The 17,852-nt window shown below is 35.6% G+C and carries 10 protein-coding genes and 2 pseudogenes; 10 read left to right on the plus strand and 2 right to left on the minus strand.

Annotation, left to right across the window (positions count from 1 at the left end):
* Positions 1-73 precede the first annotated feature (73 nt).
* A complete protein-coding gene (locus JFT95_RS09515) occupies positions 74-247 on the minus strand; it encodes a hypothetical protein (protein ID WP_002031929.1) in 174 nt (57 codons plus the stop codon).
* Positions 248-583: 336 nt separating this feature from the next.
* Between JFT95_RS09515 and JFT95_RS09520 the strand changes: the two are divergent.
* Positions 584-882 (plus strand): annotated as a pseudogene (locus JFT95_RS09520) (ArsR/SmtB family transcription factor).
* A 63-nt stretch (positions 883-945) separates the two neighbouring features.
* Here the strand turns inward: JFT95_RS09520 and JFT95_RS09525 are convergent.
* Entirely contained in the window at positions 946-1,131 is a 186-nt protein-coding gene (locus JFT95_RS09525; protein ID WP_002012762.1) for a YkvS family protein, read from the minus strand.
* Between the two features lie 652 nt (positions 1,132-1,783).
* Between JFT95_RS09525 and JFT95_RS09530 the strand changes: the two genes are divergently transcribed.
* The 9 genes and pseudogenes from JFT95_RS09530 to sfp all read left to right on the plus strand — a co-directional run bounded on the left by JFT95_RS09530 (position 1,784) and on the right by sfp (position 17,843).
* A complete protein-coding gene (locus JFT95_RS09530; RefSeq protein WP_002127286.1) occupies positions 1,784-2,986 on the plus strand; it encodes an L-lactate MFS transporter in 1,203 nt (400 codons plus the stop codon).
* Between the two features lie 628 nt (positions 2,987-3,614).
* A complete protein-coding gene (gene dhbA / locus JFT95_RS09535; protein WP_002127287.1) occupies positions 3,615-4,400 on the plus strand; it encodes a 2,3-dihydro-2,3-dihydroxybenzoate dehydrogenase in 786 nt (261 codons plus the stop codon).
* A 26-nt stretch (positions 4,401-4,426) separates the two neighbouring features.
* The gene (gene dhbC / locus JFT95_RS09540; protein ID WP_002127289.1) at positions 4,427-5,626 is read left to right on the plus strand and encodes an isochorismate synthase DhbC; all 1,200 of its coding nucleotides are present in this window, start codon (positions 4,427-4,429) and stop codon (positions 5,624-5,626) included.
* Positions 5,627-5,638: 12 nt separating this feature from the next.
* Positions 5,639-7,255 carry a (2,3-dihydroxybenzoyl)adenylate synthase gene (locus JFT95_RS09545; RefSeq protein WP_002168442.1) on the plus strand — a complete coding sequence of 539 codons (1,617 nt, stop codon included), beginning with the start codon at positions 5,639-5,641 and terminating at the stop codon, positions 7,253-7,255.
* Between the two features lie 24 nt (positions 7,256-7,279).
* Complete coding sequence (locus JFT95_RS09550) at positions 7,280-8,173, plus strand: isochorismatase family protein (RefSeq protein ID WP_002012770.1); 894 nt, start codon at positions 7,280-7,282, stop codon at positions 8,171-8,173.
* 33 nt (positions 8,174-8,206) lie between these two features.
* Positions 8,207-15,367, plus strand: coding sequence for an amino acid adenylation domain-containing protein (locus JFT95_RS09555; protein WP_201052063.1), 7,161 nt, complete (start codon positions 8,207-8,209; stop codon positions 15,365-15,367).
* Positions 15,364-15,587 (plus strand): annotated as a pseudogene (locus JFT95_RS09560) (MbtH family protein). Before JFT95_RS09555 ends, JFT95_RS09560 begins: the two are co-directional and overlap by 4 nt.
* The gene (locus tag JFT95_RS09565) at positions 15,587-17,029 is read left to right on the plus strand and encodes an MDR family MFS transporter (RefSeq protein ID WP_002185912.1); all 1,443 of its coding nucleotides are present in this window, start codon (positions 15,587-15,589) and stop codon (positions 17,027-17,029) included. The pseudogene JFT95_RS09560 and the gene JFT95_RS09565 overlap by 1 nt, the downstream one beginning before the upstream one ends.
* Before the next feature lie 64 nt (positions 17,030-17,093).
* Positions 17,094-17,843 (plus strand): 4'-phosphopantetheinyl transferase Sfp, encoded by a 750-nt coding sequence (gene sfp, locus JFT95_RS09570; RefSeq protein ID WP_201052064.1) that lies wholly within the window; start codon positions 17,094-17,096, stop codon positions 17,841-17,843.
* The last annotated feature ends 9 nt before the right edge of the window (positions 17,844-17,852 follow it).

The raw sequence follows: 17,852 nt of genomic DNA on the forward strand, positions 1-17,852 counted from the left end.
ATAATGTTTTTATATAAAGCCGTCTCTATAGTAGAGGCGGCATCTTTATTATTTAAAGGAATGAATGATGCAATTATGAATCATTTGAAGAAGGTGGCGTATTTGCCAAACGGTTATAACTTTTAAAGGCTGAAATTGCAGATATAACACCACCTGTTAAAAATAAAGCTGAACCACCAACTAAAATAATACGACTGACATACGTTTCACGAGCTTCTTCAACTTGTTCTTGTAACGGTGTTGGCATATAAAGTCCCCCTCAATAAGAATGTGTTTTGCAATAGTATATACAAATGCCTAAAATATGTTAAAATCACTGGATAGTATTATGAGGAAGTATATAGTTAGATGTGAATTGTTTGAAAAATCTTCATTATAAATTTATGCTAACTTCACATAGAGCACAAATTGAAATTGTATTATGTATATGTACCAAATAGATGAAATTGTATAGTATTGCTGTTTTTAAATAATCAAAATCCTATTATTTCTATATAAGGGTCTTAATTGTATATTTAGAGATAATATTTTATTTAGAAGCAGATTTTAATAAAAAGGAATTCAAATAAAAGGGGAATGTCTTATGACAACATATACGAGCGAGATAAAAAAAGTTTAGTAACTGAAGAAGATGTGGATATTTTAAAAATAATGGCGCATCCAATACGATTACAAATTGTAAATGAATTAAGTGCACGCAAAACTTGTAATGTAACACAATTAACAGAAATATTGAATATTCCTCAATCGACTGTTTCGCAGCATTTATCAAAAATGAAAGGTAAAGTGCTAAGAGCTGAGAGAAGAGGGTTAGAAATTTATTATTATATTAATAATTTAAAAGCAAGCAAGATTGTTAGTGTTTTAGGATATGTAAATTAATGAATTGTTATTATACAAAATAGCCTCCGCTGTTAAGCAGGGGCTATTTTGTATTGTATTGTTTTATTTATTTGCATTTAAAATTTTATAGTTTTTATGATTTACAATTGTTCGGTCAAATTCAAAAGTACCACCGCTTACATCTGTGACTTCAACTAAGACCGATTCAGTGTATAGTTTTAGTACAGATGCTGTGATCTTTAAGTTATTTCGTTGAAATAGTATAGTATCGCCTACGTTTGCTTTCATAGTACCTCCTTATAAAAGTCAGAAATGTTTGTTTATTATATATATTAAACCACGTATAGATATATTAGTGAATGTTTAGTTTTATTTATCAATAAAATATTTGTTGTTTAGTAAAAATTAAAGTGCAACATTATGTAAATGAATTATATATTTTCTATTTTTATGTATAAAATTGTAAAAAAACGTTGTAATTCTGTATGTTTCGTTAAAAAAACAAGATATATGGAAGTTAAAATGTATAAAAGATGGAATTTTTGATTACAAGACTATTAAATGATTTGTATCAAGAAATACAGACGCAACATGTTATAAACGTTGAAGAGTTAAATAAGAATAGGATAAGCAAAATATTGAAGTCCAGCCATGGATAATTCGATAATTTTTTTGGTAAAAGAGGATGTGAAAGCTCCGTAAGTCGTATTGATGTAAAACATTATAAAAACTACTACGTATTTAACAAGTAGTTTTTTGTATTTCACCCTTCGTTTTCTGTAACTGATTCCATATTTTTGACGCTCCATCTTGTAAGTGCTTACATAAGCGAAAACATCCTATACAATGAAGTTGTTAAGTCGAATGAGGTGGCGAAAATAAAAATAAAAAAAGCATATTTAGCGAATAGCATTGAAATAGAAAGAGGAGGAGAGATGGTATGAAAAAATCATCGGTTAATCCATGGCTTGTTGTCCTTGGAACAGTCATAGTACAAATGGGGCTTGGTACGATATATACATGGAGTTTATTCAATCAGCCCTTAGTGAGTAAATACGGTTGGAGTCTTAACGCTGTTGCTATAACTTTCTCAATTACTAGCCTGTCTTTAGCGTTTTCAACTTTGTTTGCGAGTAAATTGCAAGAAAAATGGGGACTTCGTAAACTTATTATGATAGCTGGACTAGCATTAGGAAGTGGATTAATACTTAGTTCACAAGCTTCCTCATTAATATTGCTTTATGTACTAGCAGGGGTTGTTGTAGGTTATGCAGATGGTACAGCATATATCACTTCATTATCCAATTTAATAAAGTGGTTTCCAAAGCGTAAAGGTTTAATTGCTGGTATTTCTGTCTCTGCATATGGTTCGGGTAGCTTAATTTTTAAATATATTAACGCACAGTTAATTGAATCAGTTGGTGTATCACAAGCGTTTATATACTGGGGTTTAATTGTTACAGCTATGATTGTCCTTGGCGCTTGTTTAATCCATCAAGCTGCAGATCAAGGAGCAGTTCATGAAACAAAAACTCAGGAATATACAACGAAAGAAATGTTAGGCACAAAACAAGTATACTTATTATTTATTATGTTATTTACATCATGTATGAGTGGCTTATACTTAATTGGTATGGTAAAAGACATTGGTGTTCAACTTGTAGGGCTTAGCGCAGCGACAGCAGCTAATGCGGTGGCTATGGTTGCAATCTTCAATACATTAGGTCGTATTATTTTAGGACCGTTATCAGATAAAATCGGCCGTTTAAAAATCGTTACTGGTACATTTGTTGTTATGGCAGCTTCAGTCTTGGTTTTAAGTTTCGTAGATTTAAATTATGGTATCTACTTCGTATGTGTAGCAAGTGTAGCGTTTTGCTTTGGTGGAAATATCACTATTTTCCCAGCTATCGTTGGTGATTTCTACGGTATGAAAAACCATAGTAAGAACTACGGAATTGTGTATCAAGGATTTGGATTTGGAGCGCTCGCTGGTTCCTTTATCGGTGCAGTTCTAGGTGGATTCAAACCAACTTTCATGGTGATCGGCGTATTATGTGTCGTATCATTTATTATCGCACTTTTAATCCAAGTGCCTAAGCAGAAAAAAGAAAAAGAAGAAGAGTATCGCAGTGTAGCGTAAGTATATAAATCTTCTTTAACACTATGTTTACTAAAAAGCACCCTATTTAATAGGGTGCTTTTTTATGAATTACAACATGTGGAATTTTCTAGAGGCAAAAAATGAGTAAAGTATCCGTTTGGATTATATTGGAATATCGTAAATTGATATATTATATTCGAAATACTTATTAAATCTTAAATTATAAACACGACATGCATCGGTAATTGCAAGATATACTTTCTCGATATTTTCAGAAAAATGTTGAGAAAATATATACTTGAGTTTTTGGTAAGGCTTTGTAAATGAAGGTATCTACAGTTTATCTTCTTCAATTTTAAAAAGAGGAGTACGAATTAAATTTTTTAATGTAAGTACTTATTAATGCTTTTAGATGTAATTGTATTGAGAAGTACTAAAAAATTTTATCTGAAAAATAAAAATAGGTTGACAAGTTTATTGAGAAAGATTATCATTTCGGTGTAAGAATATTAAATGAAAAACATTATCAATGAATAATATTTTGATGAAAAGTACATTTGACCAATTAGTTTAGTAAGTGTATTATTTTTTACATTGATAGTGATAATCGTTATCATTATCGCTATTTGTTTAATTAGATTAATTTTCAAATGAAAGGATAGAGGAAATGAACTTAGGGGAATTTGATGGAAAAACGGTTTTAGTAACAGGTGCAGCTCAAGGTATAGGCAGTGTTGTTGCCAAAATGTTTTTAGAAAGAGGAGCTACAGTTATTGCGGTTGATCAAAATGAAGAGGGGTTAAACGTACTCTTAAATGAAAATGAATTAAATGAAACACGTATGAAAACATTTCATTTAGATGTGAGTGATAGTACTGCTGTTGAAGATATGGTAAACGGTATTGAAAATGATATAGCAACAATAGATATATTAATAAATGTTGCAGGGGTATTACGTATGGGACCGATTCACTCTTTAAGTGATGAAGATTGGAATAAAACCTTCTCTGTAAATTCTACAGGAGTTTTCTATATGTCTCGAGCAGTAAGTAAACATATGATGCAAAGAAGGTCAGGGGCAATTGTTACAGTTGGTTCAAATGCGGCAAATACTCCGAGAATGGAAATGGCTGCGTACGCTGCATCAAAAGCCGCAACGACAATGTTTATGAAGTGTTTAGGATTAGAGCTTGCAGCATACAATATTCGCTGCAACTTAGTTTCTCCTGGTTCTACTGAAACTGAAATGCAAAGATTACTATGGGCTGATGAGAATGGAGCTGAAAATATAATTGCTGGTTCTCAAAATACATATAGACTCGGTATTCCGTTACAAAAAATTGCACAACCTTCAGAAATTGCTGAAGCTGTATTGTTTTTAGCTTCTGATAAAGCGAGTCATATTACAATGCACAATTTATGTGTCGATGGCGGAGCTACATTAGGAGTTTAATAAAAAATTCAGGAGGTTTTAATACTATGAATGAACTTATAGCCGTAAAGGAACTGTCAGAAAAATTATTAGAAGATTATAAAACTGAATCTTCGTTCTTTTTCGCTTCACCAACTCGAACGATATTGACAGAAGGAGAGTTTACTACAGTAAAACATCATGAAATTGAAAGTTTTCCAGAACTTGTACAAGCGGTATTAAGTAATGCAAAACAAGCCGGAAATCCGAATCCTATCGTTGTTGGTGCTTTGCCTTTTGATCGTAGAAAAGAAGTTCAACTTATCGTACCAGAACATAGTAGAATTACTGAGCGTTTACAGTTAGAGACAACAAATGAGATAAAACGAAATGAGAAACTGACATTTGAAATGACACCGGTTCCAGCTCCTGAAGTTTATATGGATGGTGTGAAGCAAGGAATAGCAAAAATTCAGGACGGAGATTTAAGAAAAATCGTTCTATCTAGATCGTTGGATGTTAAGTCTTCCGAGAAAATTGATCAACAAAAACTACTTCGTGAATTAGCGGAACATAATAAGCACGGCTACACATTTGCTGTTAATTTGCCGAAAGATGAAAACGAGTACAGTAAGACGTTAATTGGAGCAAGTCCTGAATTACTTGTTTCACGTCATGGTATGCAAGTAATTTCTAATCCGTTGGCTGGCTCAAGACCACGAAGTGAGGATCCAGTAGAAGATAAAAGAAGGGCAGAAGAATTACTTTCTTCTCCAAAAGATTTACATGAACATGCGGTAGTAGTTGAAGCGGTTGCCGCTGCGCTTCGCCCTTACTGTCATATATTACATGTTCCAGAAAAACCCTCAGTTATTCATAGTGAAGCAATGTGGCATTTGTCTACGGAAGTGAAAGGTGAACTAAAGGACCCAAATACGTCTTCTTTAGAATTAGCAATTGCTCTTCATCCTACGCCAGCAGTTTGTGGAACTCCAATGGAAGAAGCGAGAGAGGCTATTCAAAAAATTGAGCCATTTGACCGTGAATTCTTTACAGGAATGTTAGGGTGGAGCGATTTAAATGGAGATGGCGAATGGATTGTTACAATTCGTTGTGCTGAAGTGCAAGAGAATACACTTCGCTTATATGCAGGTGCTGGAGTTGTTGCTGAATCAAAGCCAGAAGATGAGTTAGCAGAAACATCAGCTAAGTTCCAAACAATGTTGAAGGCTTTAGGGTTAAGAGATAATGCGCTGAATGAAAAATAGGGGGAAGAAAGAATGTTAATAGGTTATACGGAATGGCCAAAAGAATTTGCCAATCGCTATCGAGAAGAAGGGTGTTGGCTTGGAGAAACATTTGGTTCGATGTTAAAAGAACGTGCTGAAAAATATGGGGATCAAATTGCGGTTGTAAGTAGTAATACGCATATAACGTATAGTGAACTTGATAAAAAGGTAGATCGCTTAGCTTCAGGTTTACTGAATTTAGGAATAAAGAAAGAAGACCGAGTTGTAATCCAGTTACCTAATATTATAGAGTTTTTCGAAATATGCTTTGCGCTATTTCGCATTGGAGCACTCCCTGTTTTTGCACTACCTTCTCATCGCAGTAGTGAAATTAGTTATTTTTGCGAGTTTGGTGAAGCGAGTGCTTACGTTATTTCAGATAAGGCTCTCGGCTTTGATTATCGAAAACTAGCAAGAGAAGTGAAAGAGAAAGTTCCCGCTTTACAACATGTAATCGTAGTGGGGGAAGAAGAAGAATTCGTGAACATAACTGATCTTTATATGGATCCGATTCCGTTACCAGAAGTTCAGCCAAGTGATGTTGCGTTTCTCCAATTATCAGGAGGGACGACAGGACTTTCTAAATTAATTCCTAGAACACATGATGACTATATTTATAGTTTACGTGTTAGCGCTGACATTTGTAATTTAAATGCAGAAAGTGTCTATATGGCAGTTCTTCCAGTAGCACACAATTACCCGATGAGTTCTCCAGGGACATTTGGAACTTTCTATGCCGGTGGAAAAGTAGTATTGGCAACTGGAGGTAGTCCAGATGAGGCATTTGCTCTTATAGAAAAAGAAAAAGTTACGATTACAGCGCTCGTTCCACCATTAGCAATGATTTGGCTTGATGCGGTATCTTCCCGTAATAACGATTTATCAAGCCTGCAAGTTATTCAAGTAGGCGGTGCGAAATTTAGTGCCGAAGTTGCGAAGCGTATACGCCCTACATTCGGATGTACGTTACAGCAAGTGTTCGGTATGGCGGAAGGGTTAGTAAATTACACAAGACTAGATGATCCAGAAGAAATCATTATTCATACACAAGGTAGACCGATGTCTACATTTGATGAAGTTCGAGTTGTTGATGAACATGATAATGATGTTAAGCCTGGTGAAGTAGGTAGTTTATTAACAAGAGGGCCATATACAATTCGTGGCTATTATAAAGCGGAAGAGCATAATGTAAGATCATTTACAGAAGATGGTTTTTATCGCACAGGTGATCTTGTAAAAGTAAATGAACAAGGTTACATCATTGTAGAAGGAAGAGATAAAGATCAAATTAACCGTGGTGGTGAGAAGGTTGCTGCGGAAGAAGTTGAAAATCATCTATTAGCACATGATGCAGTACATGATGTAGCAATTGTATCTATGCCTGACGATTATTTAGGAGAACGCACTTGCGCTTTTGTTATCGCTCGTGGACAAGTCCTAACTGCAAACGAATTAAAAATGTTCTTAAGAGAACGTGGTATAGCAGCTTATAAGATTCCAGATCGAATTGAATTTATTGAATCATTCCCACAAACAGGTGTTGGAAAAGTAAGCAAAAAAGAATTACGTAAAGTCATTGCTGAAAAACTTATTACAGTAAAACAATAATAAAAATCGGAAGGAAGTGATTAGATGGCTATCCCATCTATTTCAGTATATAAAATGCCAATTGAATCAGAACTACCAAAAAATAAAGTGAATTGGACGCCAGATCCGAAACGTGCGGTTCTTCTAATCCATGACATGCAAGAATATTTTCTTGATGCATATAGCGATAAAGAATCGCCAAAAGTAGAACTAATTTCAAATATTAAGGTGATAAGAGAAAGATGCAAGGAACTTGGTATACCAGTTGTTTATACAGCACAACCTGGTGGACAAACGTTAGAACAACGAGGGTTATTACAAGACTTTTGGGGTGACGGTATTCCTGCTGGACCAGATAAAAAGAAAATTGTCGATGAGCTTACTCCAGATGAGGATGATATATTCCTAACCAAATGGAGATATAGTGCATTTAAAAAGACGAATCTATTAGAAATTTTAAATGAGCAGGGAAGAGATCAACTTATTATTTGCGGTATTTATGCGCATATTGGCTGCCTTTTAACAGCTTGTGAAGCATTTATGGATGGTATAGAGCCATTTTTTGTAGCAGATGCAGTTGCTGATTTTTCACTAGAGCATCATAAACAAGCATTGCAGTATGCATCAAATAGATGTGCAGTAACGACATCAACAAACTTACTATTAAAAGATTTACAAAGTGTAAAAAGCGATGAGAGTGAAGGAATCACTTTACAGAAAGTACATGAACTAGTTGCACAACTACTCCGTGAGCCAGTAGAGAGTATTGAAGTTGATGAAGACTTATTAAATAGAGGACTTGATTCGGTCAGAATTATGAGTTTAGTAGAGAAATGGCGTCGCGAAGGGAAAGAAATCACTTTTGCAGATTTAGCAGAACGTCCAACTGTTGATGATTGGTACCGTTTACTATCTTCACAAGCAGCACAAGTGCTGTAACAAATAGACTACATAATAAAGGGGTAGTAAAGAATGCCTAATAGTCAAAAGATTCGTCATTCGTTATCATCTGCGCAGTCTGGTATGTGGTTTGCGCAACAATTAGATCCGCTTAATCCGATTTATAATACTGGGGAATATATAGAAATAAACGGAAATATTAATCATGAAATTTTCGAGTTAGCTGTACGTAAAGTGGTAAAAGAAGCAGAAGCACTTCATGTTCGTTTCGAAGAGGATGAAATTGGCCCATGGCAAGTTATTGAGGAATCGTCAACATTTCATATGCATTTTATTGACGTTCGTAAAGAAGAAAATCCTGAAGAAGCTGCTAAAGTATGGATGAAAAATGATTTATCTGTACCGATAGATTTAAAAGAAGATAAATTATTTACTGAAGCACTTATTCAAGTTGAAAATAATCGTTTCTTTTGGTATCAGCGCATCCATCACATTGTGATGGATGGCTATGGATTTTCACTTCTTAGCCAAAAGGTAGCGAATGAGTATACATCACTTATAGAAGAAACAAATAAGAATGAAAAGCCATTTGGTTCTCTTGCAAAAATTGTACAAGAAGATAATGAGTATCGTGAATCTAAACAATTTCAGGAAGATCGTACTTTTTGGCTAGAAAAGTTTGCAGATGAACCGGAAGTTATAAGTTTAGCAGAACGAGCGCCGAGAACATCAAATGGATTTTTACGAGAAACTGCTTATCTATCAAATGCTAGTACAAAAACTTTACTAGAAGATATTAATATTTCGTTAACGAGTTGGCCCGAATTTGTTGTAGCCGTAACGAGTATTTACATGCATAAATTAACAGGTTCAAATGATATTGTTTTAGGTTTACCGATGATGGGGCGTCTTGGTTCTGTATCTATTCATACACCAAGCATGGTAATGAATTTAGTTCCACTTCGTCTAAAGTTAACTCCAAATATAACTTTTGCAGAATTAATACAGCAAGTTTCTAAAGAAATTCGAGACGTACGTCGTCATCATAAATATCGTCATGAGGAATTAAGAAGAGACTTAAAGTTACTAGGTGAAAATCAAAGGTTGTTTGGGCCGTTAGTGAATGTTATGCCTTTTGATTATGGGCTTAACTTTGCTGGGAATCGTGGTATTACACATAATTTATCAGCAGGACCTGTTGATGATTTATCGATAAATGTATATAAACGTTTCGATGAAAATGAGTTAATGATTCATTTTGATGCGAATCCGGAAGTATATAACGGCGCGGAACTAGCATTGCATAAAGAAAGATTTATGAGTCTATTAGAATTAGTGATAAATAATTATCATAAAGACGAGCCGATTGGAAAAATAAACATTACTCTTCCTGAAGAAAATCATAAAGTTTTATTGAAATGGAATGAAACGAAGAAAGCTGAAGAGCTAATTAATCTACCTATATTATTTGAAAAACAAGTACAAAAAAATCCAAATAAAATAGCAGTTACTTGTAATGGGATAAAACTTACGTATAAAGAGCTAAATGAACGAGCGAATGAACTAGCACACTATTTATTAGAAGAAGGAATAGAAGTAAATCAGTTTGTAGCCTTAGTATTTCCAAGATCAATAGAAATGGTAGTTAGTATGCTAGCAGTTCTAAAGGCTGGTGCAGCGTATTTACCGATAGATCCAGAATACCCAGCCGAGCGAATTCATTATATAGTAAATGATGCAAATCCAGTTTGTATCATAACACATTCATCTGTTTCATCTACTTTAGTTATAGAAAATGATATTAAAGAAATCATATTAGATAGCGAAGAAACGAAAATAGCGTTAAAAACATATTCTCATATGAATCTACCATTTAAAAATGATGAATCACTTTTAAACCAAGCTTATACAATTTACACTTCAGGATCAACCGGAAATCCAAAAGGTGTAATTGTTACTATGAAAGGTTTAAGTAACTTCTTATTAGCTATGAAAGATATGTTTTCATTAAATGAAAACGATCATTTATTAGCAGTTACAACGTTTGCGTTTGATATTTCTGCTCTAGAAATTTATTTACCTCTTATTAGTGGTGCAAGTTTAACAATTGCACAAAAAGAGGTAATCCAAGAGCCTTCTGCATTAACGACATTGTTACAAGAAGAAAGAGCGACAATTATGCAAGCTACACCGACGCTCTGGCAGGCGTTAATAACTGAATATCCAGAGAGGTTACAAAGGCTAAACGTACTCGTTGGCGGTGAAGCTCTTCCGGCACATTTAGCAAATAAATTAAAAGAATTAGGTTGCTCTATAACTAACTTATATGGACCAACTGAAACGACTATTTGGTCTACTTTCATGAATATTGATGACAGTGAAAATGGTATACCTCCTATTGGAAGACCAATTTGGAATACAGAAGTGTACGTTTTGGATGCAGGGTTACAGCCTGTTCCACCTGGAGTTATCGGTGAATTATATATTGCAGGAGAAGGACTTGCGAACGGATATTTAGGAAAACCAGCGTTAACGGCTGAACGGTTTGTTGCAAACCCTTATGGAAAAGCTGGAGCACGTATGTACCGCACAGGTGATCTTGTGAAATGGCGTAAGGATGGTGTGTTAGAGTACATTAGTCGCGCAGATCATCAAATTAAAATTCGCGGTTTCCGAATTGAATTAGCTGAAATTGAAACGGTATTACAACGACATGAAAATATACAACAAGCAGTGGTAATGGTACGAGAAGATCGTCCAAATGATAAACGAATCATTGCGTATATCGTTGCCGAAGAGAAGGAAATGATTCATCTTTCAGAAATTCGCTCTTATGTTTCAGAAAGTTTAGCGAATTATATGGTACCATCAGCATTTGTTGTGCTAGAAGAATTACCATTAACACCAAATGGTAAGGTTGATAGAAAGAAATTACCTGCTCCTGATTTTAATGGAATGAACAATGAGAGAGTTGCTAGAAATCCGAAAGAAGAAATACTATGTGATTTATTTGCAGAAGTACTTGGTGTTTCGCGAATTAGTATAGATGATAATTTCTTTGAAATGGGCGGCCATTCGCTTCTTGCATCTCGTTTAATGGCAAGAATTCGTGAAACGTTAAGTGTAGAATTAGGAATCGGAAAGCTATTTGAATCACCAACTGTTGCTGAATTAGCGAACCAGTTGGATCATGCAAAAAGCGCAAGACCAGCTATTAAGAAAGTAAGTAGGCCAAATGAAGTTCCACTTTCATTTGCACAGCGCAGGTTATGGTTCTTAAATTGTTTAGAAGGTCCAAGTCCTACTTATAATATTCCGTTAGTCATTCGTATGTCTGGAAAATTGAATGAGGAAGCACTGCAAGGTGCCTTTTATGATGTAGTTGAGAAACATGAAACACTTAGAACGATTTTCCCGAATTCACTTGGCAGTTCATATCAAAGAATTCTAGAAATGGATAAATTGAATTTAAAAATGATTATAACAAATACATGTAAGGATGAATTAGAAAGTACACTGTCTGAAGCTGTAAGATATAGCTTTAATCTTGATATCGAACCAGCAATTCGTTTGCAACTTTTTAAAGTGAGTGAAAACGAACATGTTTTACTAATTCTTTTGCATCATATTGTAGGAGATGGATGGTCATTACAAGCGTTAACGAGAGACTTTACAGCGGCTTATAAAGCACGATGTCAAGGTGATAGTGTTCAACTAGAAACCCTTCCAGTTCAATACGCAGATTATTCACTATGGCAACAACAGCTATTAGGTGATGAAACAAAACCAGACAGTATTATTTCAACACAATTAGATTTTTGGAAAGAAGAGTTAAAAGGTTTACCAGATCAAATGGAGTTACCTACAGATTATCAGCGCCCAATTGAAACTAGTTATCGCGGGGAAACAATTCATTTTCATTTAGATGAAGGTATGCATAGTAGGTTAGTGGAGCTCGCTCGTAAAAATGGAGTTAGTTTGTTTATGGTGTTGCAAGCAGGACTAAGTGCCTTATTTACAAGATTAGGTGCTGGAACTGATATACCATTAGGTAGTCCGATTGCTGGAAGAAACGACGATGTACTCACGGATATAGTTGGTTTATTTGTAAATACATTAGTGTTACGCACAAATACATCAGGAGATCCAAGTTTTAAAGAATTATTAAATAGAGTGAAACAGGTAAACCTTGCAGCTTATGAAAATCAAGATGTTCCATTTGAACGACTTGTTGAAGTGTTAAACCCAGTACGAACTCGAAATAGTCATCCGCTGTTTCAAGTTATGTTAGCTTTCCAAAATACGCCAGAAGCAACGTTTAATGTACCGGATTTAGAAGCAAGCCTTGAAATTCAAAGTGTTGGTTCTGCAAAATTTGATTTAACATTTGAAATTAGCGAGAGTAACAGAGTTGATGGTACTCCAAACGGCTTATACGGATTGTTAGAGTTTAGTACCGATTTATATAAACGTGAAACGGTTCAAAAACTAATAGAACGATTCATTCTATTATTAGATGATGCAGAGAAACATCCGGATCAATCAATTGGTAGATTAGAAATATTAACTTTAGCAGAGCGAAATACAGTTTTAGAAAAGTGGAATGGTGGTTTTCAAATTGTACCTGAAATGACATTGCCACAATTATTTGAAAAGCAGGCTCATGTAAATCAAAATTCTATTGCTGTCGTCTTTGAAGATGAAAAGCTAACTTATGAAGAGTTAAATAGAAAAGCGAATAAAATAGCTCGTTTGTTAATAGCGAAAGGAATCGGTCCTGATCAACTTGTTGCTTTAGCGATGCCGAGATCTTTAAATATGGTTGTAAGCTTACTTGCTGTTCTTAAAGCTGGTGCGGGATACCTTCCGTTAGATCCGGATTATCCGTCAGATCGTATCTCGTTTATGCTACACGATGCGAAACCATCATGTGTTTTAACAAATTCAGATGTGGAAATTGAATGTGATGAGGCACTAAAGATTTTAGTTGATGATGTGAACGTAATAGAAGAAATTGAGAAATATAGTGAAGACAATATAGATGAAATGGAGCGCATGAAGCCGTTATCTCCTTCACATATTGCTTACGTTATTTATACGTCAGGCTCAACAGGTAGACCGAAAGGGGTTATGATACCTCATCAAAATGTAGTAAGACTTTTAGGAGCAACTGATCATTGGTTCCAATTTGACGCAGACGATGTGTGGACGATGTTCCATTCATACGCTTTTGATTTCTCGGTTTGGGAAATTTGGGGACCTTTATTATATGGAGGGCGTTTAGTTGTAGTACCACATACTGTAAGTCGCTCGCCGAAAGAATTTTTACAGCTTCTTGTTAAGGAAAAGGTTACTGTTTTAAACCAAACTCCATCAGCGTTCTATCAATTGATGCAAGCAGATCGTGAAAATGAAGAGGTTGGTCAAAAATTATCTTTACGATATGTTGTTTTTGGCGGAGAAGCACTTGAACTAAGTCGATTAGAAGATTGGTATAGTCGTCATCCTTATAACGCACCGAAGCTTATTAATATGTACGGAATAACGGAGACGACGGTACATGTTAGTTATATTGAATTAGATGAAAGTATCGTATCTTTACGAGCAAATAGTTTAATCGGGTGCAGTATACCGGATCTTAAAGTATACGTATTAGATAACTATTTACAACCGATGCCACCTGGAGTAGTTGGAGAAATATATGTTGCAGGTGCAGGGCTCGCTCGTGGATATTTAGGAAGAGCAGGATTAACTGCTGAACGTTTTATCGCAGATCCATTTGGTAAGCCAGGTACAAGAATGTATCGTACAGGAGACCTAGCGCGCTGGCGTCAAGATGGGACGTTAGATTATATAGGACGTGCAGATCATCAAATTAAAATTCGTGGATTCCGAATTGAATTAGGGGAAATAGAAGCGGTAATAATGAAACATCCTAAAGTTGAACAAGTAGCTGTTATTGTACGGGAAGATCAACCAGGGGATAAACGATTAGTTTCTTATATCGTCGCATCAAATAATGAAACGATCGATACGAATGAAATGCGTCAGTATGCTGGAGGTAGTTTGCCAGATTATATGGTTCCATACGCTTTTGTAGTAGTAAATGAGTTACCTTTAACCCCAAACGGTAAATTAGATAGAAAGGCATTGCCAGCTCCAGAATTTATTGCATCATCTTCTAGCCGCGGACCGAGAACACCGCAAGAAGAAATGTTATGTGACTTGTTTACAGAAGTTTTAAGTGTGTCTCAAATTGGAATTGATGATGGATTCTTTGATCTTGGTGGTCATTCACTTCTTGCAGTGCAGCTGATGAGTCGCATTAAAGAGGCACTTGGAGTTGAACTAAATATCGGAACTTTATTTGCAGCACCTACTGTTGCAGGGCTTGCTGAAAGACTTGAAATGGGGAATGGTCAAAGTGCACTTGATGTGTTGCTTCCATTACGAGCAAGCGGAGATCAATTACCACTATTTTGTGTACATCCAGCAGGTGGATTAAGTTGGTGCTATGCAGGACTTATGAAATCTTTAGGAACAGATTATCCAATCTATGGTGTACAAGCACGTGGTATCGCTGAAAATGAAGAACTTCCAAAAAGCTTAGAGGAGATGGCGGGGGATTATTTAAAACACGTTCGTGAAATACAGCCTCACGGACCATATCGTTTACTCGGATGGTCGCTTGGAGGAAATGTTGTTCATGCTATGGCGGCGCAACTTCAAAATGAAGGGGAAGAAGTAGAATTACTCGTTATGCTGGATTCGTATCCTGGTCACTTCTTACCGAATACGGAAGCACCTACTGAAGAAGAAGCGTTAATCGCATTACTTGCTTTAGGTGGATATGATCCAGATAACATGGATGGTAAACCACTTACTATGGAAAGTGCGGTTGCAATACTTCGCAAAGATGGAAGTGCATTAGCAAGTCTTGAGGAAGAGACTATTTTAAACTTGAAAGAAACATATGTAAATTCAGTAGGGTTGTTAGGGAAATACGTGCCAAAAGTTTATAACGGGGATATTTTATTCTTTAGATCTACTGTTATACCAGACTGGTTTGATCCTATTTCTCCAAATACGTGGCTAAATTATTTAGACGGGGAAATCGTGCAGCATGACATTGATTGTAGACATAAAGATTTATGTCAGCCAGGTCCACTTACAGAAATTGGACAAGTGCTAGCGAAATATTTGCAGAATAAGAAAGGGGTAAGTAAAGTATGACGAATCCATTTGAAAATGATAATTACACATATAAAGTATTAATGAATGAGGAGGGCCAGTATTCTCTCTGGCCTGCCTTTCTCGATGTACCAATTGGATGGAATGTCGTACATGAAGAAGCTAGCAGACAAGTTTGCTTAGAATACGTTGAAGTTAACTGGAATGATTTAGAGCCGAAAAAAATCAAATTAGCGAAAAAATATTAGTAGGAAAACAATAATGAAAGTAAAAATAAATCCAAAAGTAGTTGTAAGCATCGTTTATATAACAGCGATGTTTATGGCTGCGATGGATGCAACGATTGTGAATGTAGCACTGCAAACGATAAGCAAAGAACTGCAAGTGCCCCCATCTGCAATGGGGACTGTAAATGTTGGGTATTTAGTTAGCTTAGCTATTTTCCTTCCGATTTCTGGTTGGTTAGGAGATCGCTTTGGTACGAAAAAAGTATTTTTAACTGCCCTTTTCGTTTTTACAATTGCATCTGCACTATGTGGAATTGCTAATGATATTACTTCATTAAATATTTTTCGTATCATTCAAGGTGCTGGTGGCGGACTTTTAACACCAGTCGGGATGGCGATGTTATTCCGAACATTTTCACCAGAGGAAAGACCAAAAATTTCTCGATTTATTGTACTTCCAATTGCTGTAGCACCAGCGATCGGACCAATTATTGGCGGTTTCTTTGTAGATCAAATGTCTTGGCGCTGGGCATTTTATATTAATCTGCCGTTTGGTATCATTGCGTTGCTATTTGGACTTCTATTTTTAGCAGAGCATATTGAAAAATCGGCTGGTCGTTTTGATTCTCTCGGTTTTGTTCTTTCAGCACCAGGTTTTGCGATGCTCATCTATGCACTCAGTCAAGGCCCGTCAAAAGGTTGGGTTTCTCCAGAAATAATTAGTATTGGGATAGCTGGGATTGTATTACTTACATTGTTTATTATTGTAGAACTTAAAGTAAAGCAACCGATGTTAGATTTACACTTATTAAAAGAACCGGTCTTTAGAAAAATGAGTCTTATTTCGTTGTTTTCATCAGCTGGTTTACTAGGAATGTTATTTATTTTTCCGCTTATGTATCAAAATGTAATAGGAGTTTCCGCGCTGGAATCGGGTCTTACTACATTCCCAGAGGCGATTGGATTAATGATTTCTTCGCAGATTATACCATGGTCATATAAGAAATTAGGAGCTCGAAAGGTAATCTCTATTGGATTAGTAAGTACGGCGGTTATCTTTATTTTATTAAGTTTTGTAAATCATGATACGAATCCATGGCAAATTCGGGCACTATTGTTTGGCATTGGTATTTTCTTAGGCCAATCTGTCGGTGCGGTTCAATTTTCTGCTTTTAACAATATTGCACCACCTTCTATGGGGAGAGCAACTACTATATTCAATGTGCAAAACCGATTAGGATCTGCAATAGGAGTTGCTGTTTTAGCTAGTATACTATCTGGTTTTGGAAGTAATAACGTACAGAATAATGCACAATCAGATTTTTTACCATATCAAGCAGCATTAATTGGATCAGCAATATTTTTACTCATAGCATTACTATTTTCTTTACGTATTTCTGATAAAGAGGTAATGTCAAAGAAGAATAAAAAGCCGTTATCTGTATTACAAAAAGAGAAAGAAGTTGTAAATGAATGAGTTGCAGCATGCTAATACTCTTTTGAAATAAAGTAATATTGGCATTTAAAAGGAGAGAGTTTACATGATAGAGAGTAAAGTTGTAGATTCTGTACCAACCCTTAATGAGAATAGTTGTCAAATATGGTGGGCAAGAATTTCAGATTTACAATCATGGCATTGCAATTTAATAAATGATGTAGAGCGAGAGAAAGCAAATTCATATCATCATTCGGCAGACCGTGCGCGTTTTATAATAGGTTGTGTAATTAGTAGATTAGTACTTGGAAAGGTACTTTCTATGTCGCCAGTTCAAGTGCCAATTGATCGAATGTGCCCAGTATGTAAATTACAACATGGCAGACCACAGTTACCAGAAGGGATGCCGCAAATATCAGTCTCACATTCGGGTGAGTGGGTTGTTGTTGCATTTACTAAATCTGCACCTGTGGGTGTTGATGTTGAGCAAATGAATCCAAATGTAGATGTTATGAAAATGGCAGAGGGCGTATTAACAGACATTGAAATAGCACAAGTTATGAAGTTACCTGATGAGCAGCGACTAGAAGGATTTTTAACATATTGGACTCGAAAAGAAGCAGTGCTGAAAGCGACAGGTGAAGGACTATTGATCCCACCAGTAGAAATTACAGTATCAGCTCCAAATGACCCTCCAAAATTGTTGATTTTTAAAGATAGACAAGAGTTAGCAGAAAATACAATGATGGAAGATGTAAGACCTAGTTTAGATTATATGGCTTCCATTGCAATATTTAGTAAAGAAGTAACTGAAATTACGCAGTTAGACGCGGGATTGCTATTAAATCATCGTTAATTTTTAATA

The organism is Bacillus sp. TH17, from assembly GCF_016651125.1.
Classification (GTDB): Bacteria; Bacillota; Bacilli; order Bacillales; family Bacillaceae_G; genus Bacillus_A; species Bacillus_A mycoides.

Excerpts from the sequence above, each read along its gene's own strand:
- JFT95_RS09515 (WP_002031929.1), bottom strand. The coding sequence starts at position 247 with ATGCCAACACCGTTACAAGAACAAGTTGAAGAAGCTCGTGAAACGTAT.
- JFT95_RS09525 (WP_002012762.1), bottom strand. The coding sequence starts at position 1,131 with ATGAAAGCAAACGTAGGCGATACTATACTATTTCAACGAAATAACTTA.
- JFT95_RS09530 (WP_002127286.1), top strand. The coding sequence starts at position 1,784 with ATGAAAAAATCATCGGTTAATCCATGGCTTGTTGTCCTTGGAACAGTC.
- dhbA (WP_002127287.1), top strand. The coding sequence starts at position 3,615 with ATGAACTTAGGGGAATTTGATGGAAAAACGGTTTTAGTAACAGGTGCA.
- dhbC (WP_002127289.1), top strand. The coding sequence starts at position 4,427 with ATGAATGAACTTATAGCCGTAAAGGAACTGTCAGAAAAATTATTAGAA.
- JFT95_RS09545 (WP_002168442.1), top strand. The coding sequence starts at position 5,639 with ATGTTAATAGGTTATACGGAATGGCCAAAAGAATTTGCCAATCGCTAT.
- JFT95_RS09550 (WP_002012770.1), top strand. The coding sequence starts at position 7,280 with ATGGCTATCCCATCTATTTCAGTATATAAAATGCCAATTGAATCAGAA.
- JFT95_RS09555 (WP_201052063.1), top strand. The coding sequence starts at position 8,207 with ATGCCTAATAGTCAAAAGATTCGTCATTCGTTATCATCTGCGCAGTCT.
- JFT95_RS09565 (WP_002185912.1), top strand. The coding sequence starts at position 15,587 with ATGAAAGTAAAAATAAATCCAAAAGTAGTTGTAAGCATCGTTTATATA.
- sfp (WP_201052064.1), top strand. The coding sequence starts at position 17,094 with ATGATAGAGAGTAAAGTTGTAGATTCTGTACCAACCCTTAATGAGAAT.